Below are 22,042 nucleotides of genomic sequence, written 5' to 3'. Positions count from 1 at the left end.
TCACGCACCCTCACCCCCTGGGGACCCTCATGCACCCGAGCCCCGACGTGCTCGAAGACGACGCCCCTCGCTCCGCGACCGACTCAGCGGCCCCTCTCGCCACGCGCGGCGGGGAGTCCAAGCGCACCATCGAGCAGCTCGCGCTCCTCCTCTTCATCACCGTGCCTTTCCTGGCCCTGCTGGCGGCCGTGCCGCTGGCCTGGGGCTGGGGGGTCAGCTGGCTCGATCTGGGCCTGATGGTCTTCATGTACTACCTCGGATGCCACGGCATCACGATCGGCTTCCACCGCTATTTCACGCACGGCTCCTTCAAGGCCAAGCGCCCGCTGCGGATCGCCCTGGCGGTCATGGGCTCGATGGCCGTGGAGGGTCCCCTGGTGCGCTGGGTGGCGGATCACCGCAAGCACCACAAGTTCTCGGACGCCGAGGGTGACCCCCACTCACCGTGGCGCTTCGGCGAGACCCTGCCGGCCCTGATGAAGGGCCTGTGGTGGGCGCACATCGCATGGATGTTCGACGAGGAGCAGACGTCGCAGGAGAAGTACGCCCCGGACCTGATCAAGGACCCGGCGCTCCGCCGCGTCTCGCGCGACTTCGTGTACTGGACGATCCTGTCCCTGGCCATTCCGCCGCTGGTCGGCGGCCTGGTCACGATGTCGTGGTGGGGCGCGTTCACGGCGTTCTTCTGGGGCTCGCTGGTCCGGGTGGCCCTCCTGCACCACGTCACCTGGTCGATCAACTCGATCTGCCACGCGGTGGGCAAGCGGCCCTTCAAGTCCCGCGACAAGTCGGGCAACGTCTGGTGGCTCGCGATCCTCTCGTGCGGCGAGTCGTGGCACAACCTGCACCACGCCGACCCCACGTCGGCGCGGCACGGTGTGATGAGGGGCCAGATCGACTCCAGTGCCCGGCTGATCCGGTGGTTCGAACAGGCAGGCTGGGCGTACGACGTGCGGTGGCCGAGCGCGGACCGTATCGACTCCCGACGCAAGAGTGCGCCCTCCGAAGCGGCATGATGGGTGATGTGGCGATCGACGGCAGCAGTACGAACAACGAGAAGAGCAGGCCCACTCCGAGCCGGCGCGCCCGCCGCGTCCGCATGACCGGCAAGGAACGCCGCGAACAGCTGCTGGACATCGGCCGCACCCTCTTCGCTGAGAAGGGGTTCGAGGGCACGTCCGTCGAGGAGATCGCCGCGAAGGCCGGTGTGTCCAAGCCGGTCGTGTACGAGCACTTCGGCGGCAAGGAGGGCCTGTACGCCGTGGTGGTCGACCGCGAGATGCGCCGGCTGCTGGACATGGTGAACAGCGCGCTGACGGCGGGCCACCCCCGTGAGCTGCTCGAACAGGCCGCCTTCGCTCTCCTGGACTACATCGAGAGGTACACGGACGGCTTCCGGATCCTGGTCAGGGACTCCCCCGTGGCCCAGTCGACGGGCAGCTTCGCGTCCCTCATCAGCGACATCGCCAGGCAGGTGGAGGACATCCTGGGCCTGGAGTTCAAGGCCCGCGGCTTCGACCCGAAGCTGGCTCCGCTGTACGCCCAGGCCCTCGTGGGCATGGTCGCGCTGACGGGCCAGTGGTGGCTGGACGTACGCAAGCCGAAGAAGGCGGAGGTGGCGGCGCACCTCGTCAACCTGTGCTGGCACGGCCTGGAGAACCTGGAGGCCAAGCCGCGCCTGATAGGCCACCGCAAGAACTGACGGGCCCCCGGCTCAGGCCGCCGGGGCCGTCCCGGACGCGGACCTCCCCGTGACGTTCGGACCCGTGACGTTCGGATATCGCACCGACGTCCCTGGCCGGTACGGTACTGGAGCCGAACCGCCTGCACCGGAGGTCCCCGTGAGCGCGCAGCCCGACGGCCCGTACGGGCCCCTGATCCCTATGCCCGAGCTCACGCCCGACTCGCTGCGGGCCGCGGTCGCCCGCATCGCGCCCAGTCGGATTCCGGCGCTCACCCAGCACCTGTTCGAGGCGACGACGAACGCACAGCAGACGCAGAGTCTCGCCCCGCTGCGGGCCTTCGTCCACTCCTGGGCCGTGTTCGTCTCGATCGAACGGCACCCTGCGCGCGCAGCTCGGCTGCGCGAGCTGGAGATGACCGTGGACGCGGGCGAACAAGACCCCGCTGAGGCGATCACCGAGATTCGACGGATCCGAAAAGCCGCGGAGTCAGAAGCAGGCCTGTGACGAACTGGACCTGGGACTACAACCCCAGCGCGGAGTACATCACCGACGGGCTGCCGCCCGGTGTTGTGGCGGAGATCGAGCGGCTCGCCACAGAACTCGCTGTGCTCGGGCACGACGCGGTGAAAGTCGGCAGGCCCATCGACCGGGAGGGCGGGCTCAGAGAGTTCGATCTGATGGGAGGGCGCGGCTTCATCAGCTTCCTCGCCGTGCCCCGCCACGAATGTGTCTACGTTTGCAACGTCACCTGGTACGGCTGAAGCCAGGGGCACGCACAGTCCAGCCGCCGGCTCTGCCGGGCCGGTTCAGGCCGCCGTGGGGTCGCCCGCGAGGGCGTACAGCAGGTCGTAGGCGGCGGGCACCAGGCCGCAGGTGCGGCCACGGCGGGTGGCGGCGGCCACGATGCCTGTCCCGGACGCCGGGTGGAAGCCGAGGAACGCCTGCTGACCGAAGGTCGCCCCGGCGTGGAAGAGCAGCGGCCCGCCAGGCGCCGGGTGGTGGTACCAGGTCAGGGTGTGGGTGTGCTGGTGGCGCAGCCCGCGCCGCAGCTGCGGGACCTGCACGTCGCGCAGCGGCAGGCTCAGGGGTGTGCGCTCGGGGGCGAGCAGCGCTTCGAGGTACGTGAGCAGGTCGCCGGGGGTGGAGCGTACGGCGCCGGCCGCGGCGAAGGCGCCCATGTCGGTGGCGGGGACGGGCGTCGTGCCGTTCGTGCGGTGCCCGGCCGCGGCGGCGGCGTCGCCGGGGACCGTGGTGGTAGCGGTCAGCCCGAGGGGGCGCAGCACGTGGCGGGTGAGGAGCGTGGGGTAGTCGGCTCCCCCGGCGCGGGCGAGTGCGGGGCCCAGCAGGGCGAGGCCGAAGTTCGAGTAGTGCCAGCGGATGCCGGGGTGGTGGCGGGGGCGGATGCGGGCGAAGGTGCGCAGCAGGCGCTCGGTGTCGTACTGGGCGTAGCCGTTGATGTTCGGGTGGAGCAGGGCGCCGGCGACGAGGTCGCCTGGGATGCGGGGCAGGCCCGCGGTGTGGGTGGCCAGGTGGCGCAGCGTGATGTGGTGCGCGGCGCGGTGGCGCAGGGCCAGGGGCGGCAGGTGGGCGGTCAGCGGGTCGTCGGGCGACAGGGCGCCGGATCTGGCCAGGGCGGCGAGCAGCAGGACGGTGAACGTCTTGCTGAGGGAGCCGAGTTCGTAGCGCAGCGCCTCGCGTGGCACGGCGGTGGGCGTGGGGGCGGTGCCGCCGCTGACGAGGGTGCGCTGTCCCCGGCGGGTGACCGCGAGCACGGCGTCGGGCGCGTCGATGGCGGCGAGCGCGAGCACGAGAGCGTCCGCCAGGGCGGGGGTGCGCGCGGGGGCAGGCGCGAGGGTGCTCATCGGGCGGCGGACAGGGAGCGTGAGGTGGCCATCGCGGAGGCGAACGCGGCGACCAGGGTGGGGTGGTGGACGAGGTCGAAGACGTCGGCGGCGTCGCCGTCGGGCATCGCGCCACGGACGGGCATCGCGCCGCTGTCGTGCTGCGCGGCGGCGTAGGACTCCCACATCTGGGCGTCGAGCGTGGGGCGGGGCAGGCACGCGTCGACGACGAGGAGTTCGCCGAGCAGGTCCCAGTGTTCGAGGCCGGCCCAGTCCTCCATCCAGGCGGGCAGGTACAGCGTGAGGTAGGAGGCGATGTGCGGGGGGAGCGCTCCGGTGCCTCGCCCCAGTTCGTGAGGTGAAAGACGGTGTGGGTGAGGTCGTACGCGATGTGGTACTGCACCGTCCATGGTTCCCCCGGCGTGCCCGGACTGCCCAGCCAGGTGCGGCTCAGGGCCCGGTCGAAGTCGTCGCTGGGGGCCAGGCCCATTTTGCGTTCGGCGTTGAGGACGCCGAGCCTGCGGTTAGGCGCCATCTCCAGCGTCGTCCAGCTCAGGGTGTGGCGGGCGGCGTCGACGGCCGACTCCAGGCCGGGGTGGCGGTGGCCCAGCTCGTGAAAGGGCGCGTACACCTCCAGCGGCACCGGGGAGAACGGTTCGTCGTGCTGGAGGGCGGCCAGTACGTTGCCGCCGTCGAGGAGTTCCCGCCAGGCGAAGTCCAGCAGCCGTCCGGCGCGGGCGTGCTGGCGTGAGCCGGCCACGCCCTCCCGGAACAGCACCCGCATGTTGATCGCCAACTCCCCGATGGGCTTGATCCGTTCGACGAGGGCAGCGCCGGTGGCCCGGTCCTCGTCGGTCAGCCGGAAGTACTCCCGGTGATCGTCGAGCCAGGTCAGGGCCCGGTCGCCGACGGCGTGCAGCAGCGCGGGAGCAGCGGGGGCGGGGGCGTACGCGGGTACGGATCTCATGTGACGGCCTCGCTTTCGCAGGGGGCGGCCCGCCACCCGGCGCCGGCGGCCTGCGCGTCGGCCGCGCGCTCGCTCTCGTCCAGGGCCCGGCGGGCCAGGGTGGCGGCGAAGGCGGTGACCAGGGTGGAGTGGCAGCAGGCCCGGAAGGCCCCGGAGGCGTCACCCGGCGGCGGTGGGCCGCCCGTCTCGGGCACGCTCCCGTCGGCCGCCTGTGCGCCGGCCAGCCGCTGCCAGGCGACCGGGTCGTACGGGGCGGAGGGAAGGCAGGCGGTCACCGCCAGCAACTCGCCTGCCAGGTCCCACAGTTGCTCGTCGAGCCAGTTCTCCAGCCAGGCGGGGAGCCAGAGCCGCAGGTAGCCTGCGAACGACGCGGGCAGTCGGTCACGCGCGCGCCCCCAGTCGGTGCGGTGGAAGACGTCGTGGGTCACTCCGTACGCCGCCTTGCGGTCGAGCGCCCAGGGCTCCCGTACGAGCCCCAGTCCGGTCAGCTCCAGCACCGCGTCCGGGTCGGCGTGCTGGGGCAGGCCGATGCGCCGCTCCGCGTTGAGCAGACCGAGCGTGCGGGTGTGGTCCTCGCGGGCCACCCGCCAGCCGCGCAGCCCCGTCGTGGCGGGCAGCAGTTCCTCCACCTCGGTGCTGCGCAGCCCGGCCTGCGCGAAGACCCCGTAGATCTCCACCGGATACGTCGCATGCGGCTCGCCGCGGATCAGCTCGGCGAACAGCGCCCCGTCACGGGTCTCGCTCCACGCGAAGGCGAACAGGCCCTCCGCCACGGCCCGGATGTCCGGACGGGGGTGCAACGCGCTGATCACGAGGGTGAGTTCGGCCAGTTCACCCAGGGGCTTGAGCGTCAGGTTGGGGTCGGCGTCCGTGGCCACGTCCGCGGGCAACCGGAACCGCGGGCGGGCCCTGTCGAGCCACCCCAGGCTGTCCGCGACCACCCGGTCCAGCAGCGCGCAGGCGTCGTCCCCGGCGCCGGTCACCGGCCCCGCCCGTAGAACTGCCGGGCAGCCGTGACGTGTACGGCGACCCGGGCGTCGCCGTCGCTCATCTGCCGTACGAACGCCAGCCCGGCGTCGAGCCCCAGAGTCGGCGGCACGTCGGGGAGCCTGGCCAGCCAGCGGCCGAGGCCGGCGGCCTGCAGCCAGTCCCGGCGGCGTACCGCCCGGACGAATCCGCGGGCCAGGTCGTCGGTGCGCGTGGCCAGTCCTTCGGCCAGCTCCGGCGCGAGGCCGGGGAGGGCGAGCGCGGCGAGCTGGGACACCCGGTGGGACAGCGCGGGCCAGGGGTCGGCGTTCACCCAGGCCGCACCGGCCTGCGGTGGGCGGGGCCAGTGGCTCGCGCCCGCCGAGCCCGGCAGGTAGGCGTGCGAGGCCTCGACCAGGCCGCGGTAACTCCACAGCGACACGTCCGAGGCGTCGGCGCCGGGCGGGTAGGCGGCAAGCGCCGCCCGTACCACCGCCTCGTCTTCGGCGCCACCGGGCGCCGCGCGGTGATCCAGCGCGTAAGGGGCGAGTGCGTCCGCGCCCAGGACGCGGATCGCGGCGAGTGCCAGGGCGTCGTCCTGCCGCAGAACCCGGGAGAGCACATAAGGATCGCCCTCGCCCCGCAGGGCAAGGGCGACACCGGCTGCGGCATCGGCGACAACCGCCTTGAGCGGGACCGATGCGTGCACCTGTTCAGCCAACGCGGGCCCCTTAGCGGGTGACCGTCTTGGGACGGGGCATCGGCGGCGAGATCAGCAGGAGCGCGGCAAGAAGCAGCGCGCCCGCGCACTCGCGGGTGTCGCGGAAAACGCCTTCGGGCTCCGGGGAGTCCAGCATTCCCTCGACGTCGGCGGCCAGGGCGGCCGCCCCGACCGGGGAAGTGCGGTCCGTAATCATGGAACCATCTCCTTATAACGGCCGGATAACCAGCGTCACACGGGCCCCAATTGGGTGCAAACGGAAAAAACGCCCATCGGTTGTTGCTTGACGACACAACAGCTCGTCACCTGATCGCACGTCAGGCACCGTGCCCCACCGGTTCCAGGAATTCCAGGCGGTTGCCGACCGGGTCGTCGGCATAGAAGCACGCGCGGCCCGGCAGGTTGTCGTCCCAGGTGACGGGGACGCCGCGCGCCTCCAGACGGGCGGCGTACGCGGCGATACCGGTCACGCGCAGACCGGGATGGGCTTTGCGTGCGGGGCGGAAGTTGTCCTCGATGCCCAGATGGAGCCGGACCTGGCCCGCCCCGAACCAGCAGCCGCCGCGGGCCGCCAACGCCGGGGGCTTCGGGACTTCCGCCAGGCCGAGCACGTCCGCGTAGAACGCGCGCAGGGCGGACTCCGAGCCTGGCGGGGCCGCGAGCTGGACGTGATCGATCGCGGTCGGCGTCAGCCGCCCCGGCTCCCCGGCAGCGCCCCCCGGTTTGCGGGCGACGGCGAAGATCCTGCGGAACGGGAACACCGTGCCGTGCGGCCCCGCCGGGTACGCCTCCCGCAGCGCGGCGGCGTACTCCGCGACGAAGGCTCCGCTCGCCTCCTCATCGTCGGCGAGAGCGGTCAGCACCGGGCGCAGTGCCGTGCCCTTGACCCAGTCCAGGACGGGGTCCTCACCGTGGAGGATCTGGAGGTACGTCGTCTCCCAGACGTCGGTCTCGCAGCCCAGCGCGACGAGGTGGTGGAGGTACGCCTCCGGGGCCAGGACGGCCGCTGTTCGGTCGCCCACCCCGCGCAGGAGCCCCCGCCAGCGCGCGGAGTCGCGGAGCGCGGCCAGGATCGTGTGGCTGGGGGCGCTGAAGTTGCCCGGCACCTGGAAGGCGAAGGTGCCGCTGGGAGTGAGGGCGTCCAGCAGGTACGGGAAGCGGTCCTCGTGGTCCGGGACCCAGTGGAGCAGCGCGTTCGAGACGATGAGGTCGTACGTGTGCGGGTCCGGCGCCCACGTCGACGCGTCGGCCTCGGCGAAGTCCATGAGCGGGCTCGCGAACCGCTGCGCCCGCTCCAGCATCTGTGGGGAGCTGTCGTACCCCGTGATCCTCGCGCTGGGCCAGCGGTCGGCCAGCAGGGCGGTGACGTTGCCGGCGCCGCAGCCGAGGTCGGCGATGCGGGCCGGTTCGGCGTCGACGCGGGCCAGTAGGTCGATGAAGGGCCGGGCGCGGTGGCCGGCGTGACGGAGGTACTGACTCGGGTCCCAGGTCGGTCGTACGCTCATGGCAGCAGCTTCACGGGCCGCGTACCTCGATGTCAAGAGTCTCAATATCGAGGTACTTGACACCAAGAGACTTCATGTCGACAGACCAACTACACTGGCCGCCATGGAGGACGAGGTCGACCGACTGGTCGCAGCATGGCGCCGTGAGCGCCCCGACCTCGACGTGGAACCACTCGAGGTGCTCAGCCGCGTCTCAAGGCTGGCCCGGCACCTCGACCGCGCCCGTCGCATCGCGTTCTCCGAGCATCAGCTGGAGCCGTGGGAGTTCGACGTACTGACGTCGCTGCGGCGCGCCGGCGACCCGTATCAGCTCTCGCCCGGTCAGCTGCTGACCCAGACCCTGGTCACCTCGGGCACCATGACCAACCGGATCGACCGGCTCGCCAAGAAGGGCCTCGTCGAGCGACTGCCCGACCCGAGCGACCGGCGCGGCGTGCTCGTGCGGCTCACCCCCGAGGGCCGGGACCGCGCCGACCAGGCGCTCGCCGGGCTGCTCGCACAGGAGCGGGCGATCCTCGCCGAGCTCTCGCGCATGCAGCGCGGGGAACTGGCCGCGCTGCTACGCCAGTTGACTGCCCCGTTCGACAACATCCCCGGCTAGGGGGTGTCCGGTGGATCAGGGTCGGGTAGGTCGCGGCGTCTGGTGCGGTGCATCGCAAGGCGCCGGAGCGCCCTGATAGCGGAGCTATTCGGGTGTTTCGGCAACGCCGCGAGGCGCCGTGCCAGACGCCGCGACCCCGGCGATGATCCGCCGGACAGGCCCAAGGGCCGGTCCGTGGTCCAGGTCGGCGGGGCCGACCCCCGCCCGGCGCGCGAGCGCGACCGCGGCCAGGGTGGAGTGCACGCCGAGCTTTCCCAGGACGTTCTGCATGTGCGTGCGGACAGTGTGCGGCGAGAGGAACAGCCGCTCGGCCACCGCCTTGCGGCCCAGCCCAGCCACCATGCACCGCAGCACCTCGCGCTCGCGCGGGGTGAGCGACTCGACCAGCCGCTCACTGTCGGTGCGGTGCTTGCGGGCCGCGGTCAGCTCGCGCAGTACGCCGGTCAGGAGCGCCGGCGGCAGGTGCGTCTCGTCGCGCAGTACGCCCCGGATCACGGCCAGCAGGCGTTGCAGCGAGCAGTCCTTGGCGACCCAGCCGGACGCCCCGGCCTGCAGGGCGAGCGCGGCGCGGCGCGGGTCGTCCTTCTCGGCGAGCACGACCGTTCGGACGGCCAGTTGGCCGGTGCGCACCCCCGCCACCAGGGAGATGCCGTCCACCAACCCCTCCTGGCCCGGCTCGGACAGGGGGACGGTGCGGGCCGCCACCGCCGTGGTGCCGAGGTCGGCGTCGACCAGCATGACGTCGAAGCTGCGGTCCTCCGCCGCCGCCCGCTCCAGGCAGCGCAGCGCCGCCGGTCCGCTGCCGGCCGCGGACACGTCCACGTCGGGCTCGGCCGCGAGCGCCGCGGCGAGCGACTCGGCGAAGATGCGGTGATCGTCCACCACCAGGACCCGGATGCGGACCACTGACACCCCCATGCTGCTGCGTAGTCCGGGGCGGCCTCGCCCCGGACCCCCGGGGAGGCGGGTCGTAGCGGGTACGGCGCCCGGAGCGGCGGGGTCGCCGCGCGATCGGGACGCACGGCCGCCGCCGTGTCCCGGGTTCCGCTCGCTGCCCAGCCCCTTGCCCGGACGACGCACCCGACCGCATCGCCCCCTGATCAAGCACCGGCCCCCACCGGCGCTCTGCTTCAGCGTACGGGCGGCGGCGGGGAGCGGAAGGTTATTCACAGAACTGATGGCGCCGCCCCCACTTCCCCCCGGACGCTCTCCGGGGAAAATCAGCCCGTCCGGCGATTGAGGACCGGGATCCAAAATCAGCCCGTCCGGCGATCGAGGACCGGGGTCCGGGGCGGAGCCCCGGAGGGGTAACGGGCGGTGCGTCAGACGGCGGTGTCGCCTCGCGGGACGGCATCGGGCAGCCCCCGGGGTTATGACAGGCGATGCGCTCCCCGGGACGGAACCGCCGGGAAGACGCGCGGCGCCGTCAGGCCGGCGGCAGCGAACGCCTTCACCAGCGCCTGCGTGACCGTGCCCAACAGCGACGCCTCCATCAGGACCACCGCCGAGCCTCCGAAACCTCCACCCGTCATCCGCGCCCCAAGCGCCCCGGCCGCGTTGGCCGATTCGACGACCAGGTCGAGTTCGTCGCAGGACACCCGCAGGTCGTCGCGCAGCGAGAAATGACCCTCCGTCAGGACCGGACCCACCTCGCTCACGGTGCCCGCGTCCAGGTGGGCGATCACCTGCTCGACGCGCTCGTTCTCCGTCACGACGTGCCGCACATAGCGCCGCACCCGCTCCTGCGGCAGTGACGCCAGCGCCGCCCCCAGCCCGGCGTACGGCACGTCCCGCAGCGTCGTCACGCCCAGGGCGCGCGCCCCCGCCTCGCAGCCCTCGCGGCGTTCCGCGTACGCCCCGTCGCCCAGCGCGTGCTTGACGCGGGTGTCGACCACCAGCAGTACGAGCCTGTGCGCGGCCAGATCGAACGGGACCTGGCGGCGTGTCAGATCCCGGGTGTCCAGGTGCAGCGCGTGCCCCTCGGTGCAGCAGGCCGACGCCGTCTGATCCATGATCCCGCACGGCACGCCGACGAACGCGTTCTCCGCCCGCTGCGCGACAACCGCGAGGTCCGCGTCGCTCAGCCCGAGCCCGAACAGGTCGTTCAGGGCCAGCGCCGTCACCACTTCGAGGGCGGCCGACGAGGAGAGGCCCGCGCCCGTCGGCACCGTCGACGTCAGGTGGATGTCCGCGCCCGTGACGGCGTGGCCCGCCTCCCGCAGCGCCCACACCACACCCGCCGGGTATGCCGCCCAGCCGCCGCCGGCCAGCGGCGTCAGCTCGTCGGCGCGCAGCTGTACGACGCCGCCGTCCATGTCGGCGGAGTGCAGCCGCAGTACGCCGTCGTTCCGGCGCCCCACCGCCGCGACCGCGGTGTGCGGCAGCGCGAGCGGCATCACGAAGCCGTCGTTGAAGTCGGTGTACTCACCGATCAGGTTGACCCTGCCGGGGGCCGCCCAGACGCCGTCCGGCTCGGCGCCGTACAGCTCGGTGAACGCCCGCGCTATGTCGGTCATCGTCCGGTGGCCCCTCTCTGGGCGAACGCCCACGCGTCCGCGACGATCCCCGCGAGGTCCGCGCGGGACGGCTTCCAGCCCAGCTTCTCGCGCGCCGCGTCGGCGGAGGCGACGAGGATCGCCGGGTCGCCGGCCCGGCGGGGTGCGGCGGTCTCGGGGACGGGGTGGCCGGTGACCTTGCGTACGGTCTCCACGACCTCGCGGACCGAGAAGCCGTTGCCGTTGCCGAGGTTGCAGATCAGGTGTTCGCCGGGCGTGGCCGCGTCCGCCGCGAGCAGGTGCGCCTCGGCGAGGTCGGCCACGTGGATGTAGTCGCGTACGCAGGTGCCGTCCGGGGTCGGGTAGTCGTCGCCGTACACCGAGATCGAATCGCGGCGGCCCTGCGCGACCTGGAGGACGAGCGGGATGAGGTGCGTCTCCGGGTCGTGCCGCTCGCCGTACGTGCCGTACGCACCGGCGACGTTGAAGTAGCGCAGCGAGACCGCGGCGAGGCCGTGGGCGGCGCACTCGCCGCTGATCATGTGGTCCACGGCGAGCTTGGACGCGCCGTACGGGTTGGTCGGCGCGGTGGCCGCGGCCTCGGTGATGGGTGTGACGACGGGCTCGCCGTAGGTCGCCGCCGTCGAGGAGAACACGAGGGTGCGCACCCCGGCGTCGCGCATCGCGGCGAGCATCGCCATCGTGCCGCCGACGTTGTTCGTCCAGTACTTCTCCGGGTCCACCACGGACTCGCCGACCTGCGAGAACGCGGCGAAGTGCAGAACGCCGTCGTACGAGGAGTCCAGCCATTCGGCGGCGTCCTGGATGCGGCCCTCGATGAACTCGGCGCCGGCCGGGACGCCCTCACGGAATCCGGTGGAGAGGTCGTCGAGGACGGTCACGCGGTGACCGGCCTCCAGCAGATGGGCGGCGACCACACTGCCGACGTACCCCGCACCGCCCGTGACCAGGAACTTTTGCTTCACTTGTTCGCTACCTCTCGCAGTCGTGCTGCCGCGGCCTCCGGCGGCACATCGTTGATGAACACATTCATGCCGGATTCGGAACCCGCGAGGAACTTCAGCTTGCCGGAAGTGCGGCGGATGGTGAAAAGCTCGAGGTGAAGGGCGAAATCTTCACCTGGATCGCCCATAGCTCCGATTTCGGCGAACGGCGCCTGGTGCCAGGCCGAGATGTAGGGGGTCGGCGGCTCACCCGGCCCGAAGATCTTGTCGAAGCGGCGCAGCAGCTCCAGGTAGAGGGCCGGGAACTCCGCGCGAGCCGCGTCGTCGAGCCCGCGCAGGTCCCGCACCCGGCGCTTGGGGTAGAGGTGCACCTCGTACGGCCAGTGTGCGGCGTACGGCACGAAGGCCACCCAGTGCTCGGCCTCCAGGACCACCCGGGTGCCCTCGGAGCGCTCGCGTGCGACGACGTCGTCGAAGAGGTTGCGCCCGGTCTTCGCCAGATGGTCGGCCGTCGAGCGCAGCATCAGGTCCGTGCGCGGGGTGACGAAGGGGTAGCCGTAGATCTGCCCGTGCGGGTGGCCGAGGGTGACGCCGATCTCGGCGCCCCGGTTCTCGAAACAGAACACCTGACGCACCTGCGGCAGCGCGGCGAGCTCCGCCGTCCTGTCGGTCCAGGCCTCCAGGACCAGGCCGGCCTGCTCCTCGGTGAGGTCGGCGAAGGACGCGTCGTGATCGGAGGTGAAGCAGACGACTTCGCAGCGTCCGGTGTCCCCGGCCAGCGAGGGGAAGCGGTTCTCGAAGACGGCCACGTCGTACTCGGCGGCCGGGATCTCACTGTGCCGGCCGTCGCGGGACGGGCAGAGCGGGCATTCGTCGGCCGGCGGGTGGTAGGTGCGGCCCTGGCGGTGCGAGGCGACGGCCACGTCGTCGCCGAGCAGCGGGTCGTGGCGGACCTGCGAGGTGGTGGCGATGGGGTCGAGGGGCCGCGGGTCGACGGCGTCGCGCACGGCGTCGTCGCGGGCGTCGTAGTAGAGCAGCTCACGACCGTCGGCGAGCCGGGTCGATGTCTTCTTCACACGCAGGCTCCTCAGTCACACCCACCAAACACAAGTAAACATAAACAACCATGAGCAAACACAAGCGTCAACACCTCCGCACGTAGTCGGCCACGCACCCGACCACGCAGCCGGGCGTGCGCCGGGCCTGCGCCGAGCACGCGCCGAGGCGCGCGCCGACCTCGCCTCTACCGCGGTGGCCTCCCACCCCCCGCATCACAATCAAACAGATAATTCGACATCCGGCGCATCGTCGGCGGCCTGTTCGTCGTGTACGGCGTGATCGTCACCCCCGCCGGAATCACCGTGTCCGAGGCGGACATGAAGAAGGCCCAGGACATCAACATCAACCTGTGGACGGGCCTGGCCATGCCGGCCCTCGGCCTCTTCTTGATCTGGCTGAAGCTGCGCCGGATGCCGCTTTGCCGGCCGAGCCCACGTATTAGCAGGGCCCCCCCGCACGGGGCCGGACGTCACGCCAGTGGGTCCGGCCCCGTCCGCGTATCCAGTGACCGCGTACCCGCTGGCCGCGTACCCAGTGCCGCCCGGTCCAGCAGGCCCGTGCGCGCGGCGAGCGCCGCCGCTTCCAGGCGGGAGCCGACGCCCAGCTTCATCAGGACGCGCTGAACGTGCGTACGCGCGGTGCTCGGCGCGATGTCCATGCCCGCCGCGATCACCCGGGTGTCCTCGCCGTCCGCGACCCGCATCAGCACCTCGACCTCGCGCGGCGTGAGCAACTCCAGCAGCCGCCGCCCCTCGTCGTCGGGCTGCGCCGCCGGGTTCAGCAGCTCCTCGAAGGCGCCCTGCAACATCTGCGGCGCCACCGCGGCCTCCCCCGCACGGGCCTGCACGATGGCCCGCTCGACGCCCTCGATGCGCTCGTCGTGGCGTACGTACCCCGACGCCCCGGCGGCGAAGGCCGCTGCGATGCCGCGCGGGCTCGGCACCGGGCCGAGCACCAGCACCGCCACCTGCGGACGCTCCCGCTTGACGTGCGCGATCGGGTCGAACACCCCTGGCCGGGCGGGCGTCGCCGTACCGAACAGGCACACCTCGGGCGCCCTGGCGACGACCAGTTCCGCCGCCCCCGAGGTCGGCGCGGCAGCCGCGAGCACGCGGTGGCCGCGCAGTTTGAGTGCCGAGGCGAGCGCCTCGGCGAGCAAGCGGTGGTCGTCGACCACCATGAGCCGCACGCCCATAGCGAAACCCCCATACCCGTGCCCCTGAGCTGGCCCCCCGGCCGTCCTGACCCGGCAAGCTACACGCTTGTTCGAGGTTGCGCGCCCCTTAGCGGGCAGAAGCCCCCCGGATTGCCGAATTCCTCGCGTTTCAGGACTACTTGCCGGTCGGCTGTGGCATGGGAACGGTCCGGCTATGGCATGGGAACGGCTGTGGCATGGCAACGGCTCCGGCAGTGGATCGGGTCCACTGCCGGAGCCGTTTCAGCGCGGCCGAGCAGCCGGTCAGCCGGCGCCGTAGCCGATCGCCAGGTAACGCTTGTAGCTCCCGGTCGAGTTGCTCATCAGCTCTGCGCCCATGAACAGGCGGCCACCGGCGTACCGGTACTCGGTGCCGTCCCGCGAGAAGCTGGTCGAAGCGTCGTTCAGCGAGCGCGTCGCCGCCAGCTCCAGCAGCACGGTCTGCTTCATGGAGCTGCCGTTGATGCTGACGACCTGAGCGCCCTTGTCGTACGGCGGCCACTTGTACGCGATGATGTCGCCGCCGTCCATGCGCAGCGGGTGCACCGTGTAGCGGTCACCGGCGTCGGCGCGGTCCGAGGTGAGCTTGCCCGTCGCGAGGTCGAAGGAGACGATCTCGTTGGTCCGCATGCTTCCGCCGCTGCCTTCGTGCTCCTCGGTCGGCACGTAGATCCTGCCGTTGCCGACGACGACCTTCGAGCAGCCCTCGGTGTCGCGGCACCTCGGCTCGTACTTGTCGGCGTCCACCGCGATCCTGGCCTTGAGCTTGCCGGTCTTCTCGTCGATCGAGAAGAAGTCGGTGACGCCACTGCCGTCACCGGCGGTGTCGCCGACATCGGCGGCGGCCACCAGCGGCTTGGTGGAGACGATGCTCGCCCGGTCCACGCCGCTCGGCATCCGGTACTTCGCGAGCGGGGTGCCGTCCTTCGGGTTCAGGTACTCGATGGACAGCTGGGGGCTGCTGGCGGAACCGCAGCTGCGTACCGTGGCGAGCGCCTCGCCACCGGCGTAACCGACGTCGCGGCACTGCTCGGTGTTGGTGTCCGGCTGCCAGCGGATCTTCCCGGTCTCGACGTCGAAGGCCGCGCCGCCGCTGAAACCGCCGGCCCCGACCGCGTCTCCGCCGATCGTGATCTCCTGGAAGGTGATCTTGTCGTCGCCCTCCTTGACCGACTTCTGCCAGAGCAGCTTGCCCGCGGAGAGGTCGATCACCCCGACCTCGGTGCAGGGCGCGTACTCCTTGCCCGCCGGCATCGGCCCCGCGAAGGCGATCGCGGTCTTGTTGTCCTTCGTGACGTGACGGGAGGCCGCGCAGACCTCACCGGGCAGCGCGATCTTCCAGAGCTCATCGCCGCCGTCGAAGTCGTGGGCGACGATCTCGGAAATGCCGCTCTTGACGTACGCCTTGTCGGTGATCCAGGAGCCCTTGACGCTGGCCACGCTCCCGGAGACCTTCGGAGCGGGCAGCTGGAACAGCGACTTGGCCTCGCCATCGGCCGGCTTTTCCTTGCCGGCGCCGTCGGGAGCGGGCTTCTCGTCGCCGCCGCCTCCGCCTCCGGTCGAGCCGGCGGAGGAGCCCTCGGTGCGATCATCCGTGCCGCCGTCACCTGACACGGCCCACACGCCGCCGGCGACGATCAGAGCGACCGCGACGACGGCGGCGATGACGATCACCGTCGTGGTGTTCATCTTCTTGGCGTTGTTGCCGCCAGGTCCCTGCGAACCCTGCGGGGGCATGCCCTGCCCGTAGGGGTAGGGCTGCTGGGGCCCGCCGTACGGGGGCTGCTGGCCGTACGGCGCTTGCTGCTGGCCGTACGAACCGGGCTGGCCGTACGGACCGGGCTGGCCGGGGTGCGCCGGGTAGCCGTAGCCGGGCTGCGCCGGGGGCGGGACCGGCGGCGTCTGCGGGGCTCCCGGCGGCCCCGGCGGCCGGCCCGGGTAGCCGTAACCGGGCTGCTGCGGGGCGGGCGGGGTCGGGGGCGCCAGCGGGTAGCCGTAGCCGCCTGGCTGGTCGGCGGGCGGCGGCTCGTTGGGCGGCTGGGACGGTGGCTGTGTCATGGAGTGCGTACCTCGGGAGAAGGGGAGTCGAAGACGTCGGAGCAGGCCCTGAACTCAGACCGGTCGGTCTCGGTCGCCACCGTCACTTGGCGAAGGCCATGATGGCCGCCTTCTCCTTCTCCTCCTCGTCGTTGGCGGCGCTGATGCGGTCGTTGACGAGGTAGAGCTGACCGCCCTCGTACGCGACCGTGGCGTTGAAGAAGTCGCGCTCGATCTCACCGGCCGCCGTCGAGTTCTGGAGCAGCGTCTTCGGCTTGCCGCCCGACGGCGCGATGGTGGCGAGCCGGCTTCCCTGTTCGTACGAGGCCGGGGTGTGCACCAGGACCTCGCCGCCCTCCATCCCGATCGGGGTGATGGTGCCCTCCTCGGCCGCCGTACGCCACTTCGGCTTGCCGGTGTCAAGGTTGAAGGCGACGACCTCGTTGGTGCGCTTCAGGCCGCTCGTCTTGTCGGCCGTGGCCATGTAGAAGGTGTTCTCGTCGGCGGCGACGCCGGTGCAGCCTTCGAGGTTCTTGCCGAAGACGATGAACGCCCCACCGCAGCGGGGCTGGAACTTGTCCTTGCCGCCGTCGATCTCCGCGCGCAGCTTGCCGCTGTCGGTCAGCGCCATCACGCCCCAGGTCTTCTTCTCACGGTGCTTCGCGGACACCACGAGCGGCGAGACGGAGTAGACCTTGTCGACCTCCCAGCCCTCGGCCAGCGGGTACGCCCACTTGACCTTGCCGGTGGCGGGGTCGTGCCCCTGGATCTGCTGGCGGACCTTGGAGGCCCCACCGGTGCTGCACGCCGCCGCCGAGATGAGCTTGGCGCCGCTGGTGAAGGCGTACGGCTGGCAGTTGCCGTCGAGCTTGCCCCACAGCTGCTTGCCGTCCTTCATGCTGAAGGCGGTGGAGTGGCCGGTGCGGCCGGCGGTGACGGTGTCGCCGCTGATGGCCAGCGTGATGTCGGTCAGGAAGTCGAAGGTGTTCTCCTTCTTGACCTCAGCCTTCCAGCCGGCCTTGCCGGTCTTGAGGTCGATCATCTGGAGCCGGCTGCACTTGGCCTTGTCGGTGGTGCCGTCCTTGACCCCGATGACGAACTTGCCGTCGTCGGCGGGCTTGCCGGCCGCGGAGCAGACCTCGGTGGAGAGCGGAAGGCTCCACTTCTCCTTGCCGTCCGCGGTGTTGTAGGCCGAGACCTTCTTGTACATCGCCTTGACGATGAGGCCGTCGGTGAACCACGGGCCGTAGACGCTGGAGCCGTTGCGCGGCAGGTCGACGTCGTTCTTCACCAGCCAGGCGACCCTCGAATCCCCCTTCTCACGGGCCCCGTTGAGGTCGTCACCGGCGTCGCGGCCGGGGGCCGGTTCGTTGCCGGAACTGTCGGACGGCAGGCCGGTCGGCTTCCCGTCCTGGCCCGGGCTGGGGTTCGCGACGGGCTTCTTGGGGTCGTCGTCACCGCCGCTCACGGCGAGGTAGACACCGCCGCCCACGACGAGCAGCGCGGCGAGGGCCGCGCCGATGATCACCGCGGGCTTGCCCTTGAAGGGCCCTCCGCCGCTACCGCCGGGGGCGGGGGCGCCGGGGTGGCCGCCGTAGGGACCGGGCTGCTGGCCGTACGGGCTCCCCTGGCCAGGCTGGCCGGGCTGGCCCGGGTATCCGTAGCCGGGCTGCTGGCCGTACGGTCCGGGCTGGCCGGGCTGGCCGGGCTGGCCGGGGTATCCGTAGCCGGGCTGCGGCGGCGCCTGGGGGTAGCCGTAACCAGGCTGCGCCGGAGGCTGCTGGGGCGGGTGGGACCCCGGCGGCGTGGGCGGGCCGGGCGGCGCCGGGGGCATCTGCGGCGGCTGGGCGGGTGGCTGGGGCTGCTGCGGTTTGGGCGGCTGGGGTTGCCGGGGGTCCTGGGGGGCTCCGAAGCCGCCCTGCGGCGGCTGGTTGGGCGGCTGAGACATCGGCGCTTACCTCGTCGCGAGACCGCCGCCCGTTCGGCCTCCCCCGCGATTCCGGCGGTGCAAATACCTCCGGAATGGAGTGAATCGGGCTTGAGTCCCGCAGATATACGTCAGTCGAGCGGGACTTCTTTGTACCACCCGTCGCCTCTCAGGCGAGGTCCCGGTCCGTCCCTGTTCCCAAGGGAGGACCGGCTTGTGACGCCCTCGTTATGCGCGCGTCCCACTCGTCGGCGCAATGATCACGCGTCCTCCGCGAGTTCCATCCAGCGCATTTCCAGCTCGTCGCGCGCGACCACGAGTTCCCGCAATTCGGCGTCGAGCAGAGCGACCTTCTCGAAGTCGGTTGCGTTTTCCGCGATTTGGGCGTGCAGTCGGGTCTCGTTGTCGGAGAGCTTGCCGAGCTGACGCTCGATCTTCTGCATTTCCTTCTGCGCGGCGCGGGCGTCGCCGGACGCCTTCTTCTTGACCGGGGCGCTGGGCGCGGGCGCCGGGGCCGCGGCCTCGATCATCTGCTGCCTGCGCTCCAGGTACTCGTCGAGGCCACGTGGCAGGTTGCGCAGCGTCCGGTCGCCGAGCAGCGCGTACACCTTGTCGGTCGTCCGCTCGATGAAGAACCGGTCGTGGGAGATGACGATCATCGATCCGGGCCAGCCGTCGAGCAGGTCCTCCAGCTGCGTCAGCGTCTCGATGTCGAGGTCGTTGGTCGGCTCGTCGAGGAACAACACGTTCGGCTCGTCCATCAGCAGGCGCAGGATCTGCAGCCGCCGCCGCTCGCCGCCGGACAGGTCACCGACCGGCGTCCACTGCTTCTCCTTGGTGAAGCCGAACTGCTCGCACAGCTGTCCGGCCGTCATCTCGCGGCCCTTGCCGAGGTCCACCCGGTCCCGTACGCGCTGAACGGCCTCCAGAACCCGCAGCTTCGGGTCCAGCTCACCGACCTCCTGCGAGAGGTACGCGAGCTTGACCGTCTTACCGACGACGACCTTGCCCGCGGCGGGCTGGGTGTCGCCCTGGGTGCGGGCGGCCTCCTCCAGGGCGCGGAGCAGCGAGGTCTTGCCGGCGCCGTTGACGCCGACGAGTCCGACGCGGTCGCCGGGGCCGAGGTGCCAGGTGAGGTGCGTGAGCAGCACCTTGGGACCGGCCTGGACCGTCACGTCCTCCATGTCGAAGACGGTCCTGCCGAGCCGGGCGTTGGCGAACTTCATCAGCTCGGAGGTGTCGCGCGGCGGCGGCACATCGGCGATCAGCTCGTTGGCCGCCTCGATGCGGTAGCGCGGCTTGGACGTACGGGCGGGGGCGCCGCGCCGCAGCCAGGCCAGCTCCTTGCGCATCAGGTTCTGCCGCTTGGACTCCTCGGTGGACGCGATGCGGTCGCGCTCGGCGCGGGCGAAGACGTAGTCGCTGTACCCGCCCTCGTACTCGTGCACCGAACCGCGCTGCACGTCCCACATCCGGGTGCAGACCTGGTCCAGGAACCACCGGTCGTGGGTGACGCAGACGAGCGCGGAGCGGCGCGCCCGGAGGTGCTTGGCGAGCCAGGCGATGCCTTCGACGTCGAGGTGGTTGGTCGGCTCGTCGAGGACGAGCAGGTCCTGCTCGGCGATGAGCAGCTGCGCGAGCGCGATGCGACGCCGCTCGCCACCGGAGAGTGGGCCGATCACGGTGTCCAGCCCGTGCTCGAAGCCGGGCAGCCCGAGCCCGCCGAAGAGCCCGGTCAGTACGTCACGGATCTTGGCGTTGCCGGCCCACTCGTGGTCGGCCATGTCGCCGATGATCTCGTGGCGTACGGTCGCGGTGGGGTCCAGCGAATCGTGCTGCGTGAGCACGCCCTGCCGCAGGCCGCCACTGTGCGTGATACGGCCGGAGTCGGCGTCCTCCAGCTTCGCGAGCATGCGGATCAGGGTCGTCTTGCCGTCTCCGTTGCGGCCGACGACACCGATCCGGTCGCCCTCCGATACGCCGAGGGACACGCCGTCGAGCAGGGCACGGGTGCCGTAGACCTTGCTGACGGCCTCGACGTTGACGAGGTTGACGGCCATTGCTGCGCGCTCCAGGGACGGGAAGGGGTAGACGCTCCAGCGTAGTCGCCCGCCGCGCGCCACCCGACCCCGGTGGCTGGGGACCGGCCGGGGCCGGGGCGCAGCCGGGGGTCAGCGCACCCGTACGGTCGCTCCCCGCGCCGGGGACCCGGCCACCCGCGCGGTCCGGCACGTGCCGGACGCCGTCAGGACCGCCGCCACCTCCCGCGCCGACTCCGCATCCTTCGTCAGGAACGCCGTCGTGGGGCCGGAGCCGGAGACCAGGCCGGCCAGCGCCCCCGCCTCAGTGCCCGCCGTCAGGGTGGCCGCCAGGGACGGGCGCAGGGACAGGGCCGCGGGCTGGAGGTCGTTCACGAGGGCGCCCGCCAGCGCCGTCGCGTCGCCCGTGCGCAGGGCGTCGAGGAGGGCCGGGGACGCCGCCGGGGCCGGGACCACGGTGCCGGCGGCGAGGCGGTCGAACTCGGCGTACACCGCCGGCGTCGACAGCCCCCCGTCCGCCACCGCGAACACCCAGTGGAACTCGCCGCCCACCGTCAGCGGCGTCAGATTCTCGCCCCGGCCCATGCCGAGCGCCGCCCCGCCCACCAGGCTGAACGGCACGTCGCTGCCCAGCTCGGCGCAGATGCCGAGGAGTTCGGGGAGCGGGGTGTCCGTACCCCACAGGGCGTCGCACGCCAGCAGCGCGCCCGCGCCGTCCGCGCTGCCGCCCGCCATGCCGCCCGCGACGGGGATGTCCTTGGCGATGTGGATGTGCACGTCGGGTGTCAGGCCGTGGCGTTCGGCCAGTGCGCTCGCCGCCCGGGCCGCCAGGTTCGACCCGTCGAGGGGGACCTGGCCGGCGTCGGGGCCCGAGCAGGTGATGCGCAGGGAGTCGGACGGGGTGACGGTGACCTCGTCGTACAGCCCGACCGCCAGGAAGACGTTGGCGAGGTCGTGGAAGCCGTCAGGGCGCGCCGCGCCCACCGCCAGCTGGACGTTGACCTTCGCGGGGACGCTGACGGTGATCGGGTTCGGCGTCACGCCCCGGCCCCCTTGTGCTCCGCGATACGTGCGAACTCCTCCACCGTCAGCGCCTCGCCCCGCGCCTGCGGCGAAACCCCTGCCGCCACCAGCGCCGCCTCCGCGGCCGGCGCCGATCCGGCCCAGCCGGACAGGGCCGCCCGCAGCGTCTTGCGGCGCTGTGCGAACGCCGCGTCGACCACGGCGAAGACCTCCGCCTTGGTGGCCGTGGTCTTCAGCGGTTCGGTGCGGCGCACCAGGGAGACGAGACCGGAGTCGACGTTCGGTGCGGGCCAGAAGACGTTCCGGCCGATCGACCCGGCGCGCTTGACCTCGGCGTACCAGCCGGCCTTCACGGACGGGACGCCGTACACCTTGTTGCCGGGGCGGGCGGCGAGCCGGTCGGCGACCTCCGCCTGGACCATGACGAGGGTGCGCTCGATGCTCGGGAAACGCTCCAGCATGGTGAGCAGCACGGGGACCGCGACGTTGTACGGAAGGTTCGCGACCAGCGCGGTCGGCGGCGGCCCCGGCAGCTCGGTGACCTGCATCGCGTCGCGGTGGACGAGGGAGAAACGGTCCGCCCGGGCCGGCATCCGCGCGGTGATCGTCGCGGGCAGGGCGGCCGCGAGTACGTCGTCGATCTCGACGGCGACCACGCTGTCGGCGGCCTCCAGGAGCGCGAGGGTCAGTGAGCCGAGTCCGGGGCCGACCTCGACGACCACGTCGTCGGGCCGCACACCGGCCGTCCGTACGATGCGGCGGACCGTGTTCGCGTCGATGACGAAGTTCTGACCGCGCTGCTTGGTCGGGCGTACGCCGAGCGCCGCCGCCAGTTCCCGGATGTCGGCGGGGCCGAGGAGGGAGTCGGACGCCGGCGCGGAGGGCGTCGGCGCCGAGTCGGACGCCGGCACGGGGCCGGGCTCGGCGCCGGGCTGGGGATCGGAAGGCTCAGTGGTGCTCACCGCTCAAGCGTAAAGGGCCCTTCGACCCGGCAGATCCCGCAGCCCCGGTGCCGC

The 22,042-nt window shown here is 71.9% G+C and carries 19 protein-coding genes and 3 pseudogenes; 6 read left to right on the top strand and 16 right to left on the bottom strand.

Going from position 1 to position 22,042, the window contains the following annotated elements; translation table 11 throughout:
* The first annotated feature begins 29 nt into the window (after positions 1–29).
* The 4 genes from ACU6WZ_RS17165 (at position 30) to ACU6WZ_RS17150 (ending at position 2,446) form a co-directional block, all read left to right on the top strand.
* Complete coding sequence (locus ACU6WZ_RS17165) at positions 30–1,016, top strand: acyl-CoA desaturase (protein ID WP_447028924.1); 987 nt, start codon at positions 30–32, stop codon at positions 1,014–1,016.
* Positions 1,013–1,702: a TetR family transcriptional regulator gene (locus ACU6WZ_RS17160; RefSeq protein ID WP_447028923.1), complete on the top strand. Its 690-nt coding sequence runs from the start codon at positions 1,013–1,015 to the stop codon at positions 1,700–1,702. The genes ACU6WZ_RS17165 and ACU6WZ_RS17160 overlap by 4 nt, the downstream gene beginning before the upstream one ends.
* A gap of 139 nt (positions 1,703–1,841) precedes the next feature.
* On the top strand, positions 1,842–2,189 hold the full coding sequence (locus tag ACU6WZ_RS17155; RefSeq protein WP_447028922.1) for a hypothetical protein: 348 nt from the start codon (positions 1,842–1,844) through the stop codon (positions 2,187–2,189).
* Positions 2,186–2,446 (top strand): hypothetical protein, encoded by a 261-nt coding sequence (locus ACU6WZ_RS17150; RefSeq protein WP_447028921.1) that lies wholly within the window; start codon positions 2,186–2,188, stop codon positions 2,444–2,446. The genes ACU6WZ_RS17155 and ACU6WZ_RS17150 overlap by 4 nt, the downstream gene beginning before the upstream one ends.
* A 45-nt stretch (positions 2,447–2,491) precedes the next feature.
* On the opposite strand, the gene ACU6WZ_RS17145 is transcribed toward ACU6WZ_RS17150, so the two are convergent.
* The 6 genes and pseudogenes from ACU6WZ_RS17145 to ACU6WZ_RS17120 form a co-directional block, all read right to left on the bottom strand.
* Complete coding sequence (locus ACU6WZ_RS17145) at positions 2,492–3,547, bottom strand: serine hydrolase domain-containing protein (protein ID WP_447028920.1); 1,056 nt, start codon at positions 3,545–3,547, stop codon at positions 2,492–2,494.
* A pseudogene (locus ACU6WZ_RS17140) lies at positions 3,544–4,493 on the bottom strand (DUF6895 family protein). Before ACU6WZ_RS17140 ends, ACU6WZ_RS17145 begins: the two are co-directional and overlap by 4 nt.
* Positions 4,490–5,476, bottom strand: coding sequence for a DUF6895 family protein (locus ACU6WZ_RS17135; protein ID WP_447028919.1), 987 nt, complete (start codon positions 5,474–5,476; stop codon positions 4,490–4,492). The pseudogene ACU6WZ_RS17140 and the gene ACU6WZ_RS17135 overlap by 4 nt, the downstream one beginning before the upstream one ends.
* Complete coding sequence (locus ACU6WZ_RS17130; protein ID WP_447028918.1) at positions 5,473–6,180, bottom strand: hypothetical protein; 708 nt, start codon at positions 6,178–6,180, stop codon at positions 5,473–5,475. Before ACU6WZ_RS17130 ends, ACU6WZ_RS17135 begins: the two co-directional genes overlap by 4 nt.
* Positions 6,181–6,190: 10 nt before the next feature.
* Positions 6,191–6,376, bottom strand: a complete 186-nt coding sequence (locus ACU6WZ_RS17125) for a hypothetical protein (protein WP_447028917.1) — start codon at positions 6,374–6,376, stop codon at positions 6,191–6,193.
* A 526-nt stretch (positions 6,377–6,902) separates the two neighbouring features.
* Positions 6,903–7,685 (bottom strand): annotated as a pseudogene (locus ACU6WZ_RS17120) (trans-aconitate 2-methyltransferase); the annotation flags it as partial.
* Between the two features lie 103 nt (positions 7,686–7,788).
* Here ACU6WZ_RS17120 and tamR point away from each other — a divergent pair.
* Positions 7,789–8,286, top strand: coding sequence for a MarR family transcriptional regulator TamR (gene tamR, locus ACU6WZ_RS17115; RefSeq protein WP_447028916.1), 498 nt, complete (start codon positions 7,789–7,791; stop codon positions 8,284–8,286).
* Positions 8,287–8,370: 84 nt separating this feature from the next.
* Here the strand turns inward: tamR and ACU6WZ_RS17110 are convergent, their stop codons facing one another.
* The 4 genes from ACU6WZ_RS17110 to galT all read right to left on the bottom strand — a co-directional run bounded on the left by ACU6WZ_RS17110 (position 8,371) and on the right by galT (position 12,822).
* Positions 8,371–9,192 carry a LuxR C-terminal-related transcriptional regulator gene (locus ACU6WZ_RS17110; RefSeq protein WP_447028915.1) on the bottom strand — a complete coding sequence of 274 codons (822 nt, stop codon included), beginning with the start codon at positions 9,190–9,192 and terminating at the stop codon, positions 8,371–8,373.
* Between the two features lie 464 nt (positions 9,193–9,656).
* Positions 9,657–10,802 carry a galactokinase gene (galK, locus tag ACU6WZ_RS17105; protein ID WP_447028914.1) on the bottom strand — a complete coding sequence of 382 codons (1,146 nt, stop codon included), beginning with the start codon at positions 10,800–10,802 and terminating at the stop codon, positions 9,657–9,659.
* On the bottom strand, positions 10,799–11,767 hold the full coding sequence (gene galE / locus ACU6WZ_RS17100; protein WP_447028913.1) for a UDP-glucose 4-epimerase GalE: 969 nt from the start codon (positions 11,765–11,767) through the stop codon (positions 10,799–10,801). The genes galK and galE overlap by 4 nt, the downstream gene beginning before the upstream one ends.
* Positions 11,764–12,822: a galactose-1-phosphate uridylyltransferase gene (gene galT, locus ACU6WZ_RS17095; protein WP_447028912.1), complete on the bottom strand. Its 1,059-nt coding sequence runs from the start codon at positions 12,820–12,822 to the stop codon at positions 11,764–11,766. Before galT ends, galE begins: the two co-directional genes overlap by 4 nt.
* A gap of 213 nt (positions 12,823–13,035) precedes the next feature.
* On the opposite strand from galT, the pseudogene ACU6WZ_RS17090 reads away from it, so the two are divergent.
* Positions 13,036–13,290, top strand: a pseudogene (locus ACU6WZ_RS17090) (hypothetical protein); the annotation flags it as partial.
* On the opposite strand, the gene ACU6WZ_RS17085 reads toward ACU6WZ_RS17090, so the two are convergent.
* The 6 genes from ACU6WZ_RS17085 to rsmA form a co-directional block, all read right to left on the bottom strand.
* Complete coding sequence (locus ACU6WZ_RS17085; RefSeq protein WP_447028911.1) at positions 13,275–14,000, bottom strand: response regulator transcription factor; 726 nt, start codon at positions 13,998–14,000, stop codon at positions 13,275–13,277. The pseudogene ACU6WZ_RS17090 and the gene ACU6WZ_RS17085 overlap by 16 nt on opposite strands.
* A 264-nt stretch (positions 14,001–14,264) precedes the next feature.
* Complete coding sequence (locus tag ACU6WZ_RS17080; protein WP_447028910.1) at positions 14,265–16,058, bottom strand: outer membrane protein assembly factor BamB family protein; 1,794 nt, start codon at positions 16,056–16,058, stop codon at positions 14,265–14,267.
* 82 nt (positions 16,059–16,140) lie between these two features.
* Positions 16,141–17,985: an outer membrane protein assembly factor BamB family protein gene (locus ACU6WZ_RS17075; RefSeq protein WP_447028909.1), complete on the bottom strand. Its 1,845-nt coding sequence runs from the start codon at positions 17,983–17,985 to the stop codon at positions 16,141–16,143.
* A gap of 239 nt (positions 17,986–18,224) precedes the next feature.
* On the bottom strand, positions 18,225–20,024 hold the full coding sequence (locus ACU6WZ_RS17070; RefSeq protein ID WP_447028908.1) for an ABC-F family ATP-binding cassette domain-containing protein: 1,800 nt from the start codon (positions 20,022–20,024) through the stop codon (positions 18,225–18,227).
* Positions 20,025–20,135: 111 nt separating this feature from the next.
* Positions 20,136–21,044 (bottom strand): 4-(cytidine 5'-diphospho)-2-C-methyl-D-erythritol kinase, encoded by a 909-nt coding sequence (locus tag ACU6WZ_RS17065; protein ID WP_447028907.1) that lies wholly within the window; start codon positions 21,042–21,044, stop codon positions 20,136–20,138.
* On the bottom strand, positions 21,041–21,937 hold the full coding sequence (gene rsmA / locus ACU6WZ_RS17060; RefSeq protein ID WP_447034090.1) for a 16S rRNA (adenine(1518)-N(6)/adenine(1519)-N(6))-dimethyltransferase RsmA: 897 nt from the start codon (positions 21,935–21,937) through the stop codon (positions 21,041–21,043). The genes ACU6WZ_RS17065 and rsmA overlap by 4 nt, the downstream gene beginning before the upstream one ends.
* Positions 21,938–22,042 lie beyond the last annotated feature (105 nt).

The sequence above is a fragment of the Streptomyces hypolithicus genome, from assembly GCF_052934925.1.
This window is presented reverse-complemented; position numbering and strand designations above follow the sequence as displayed.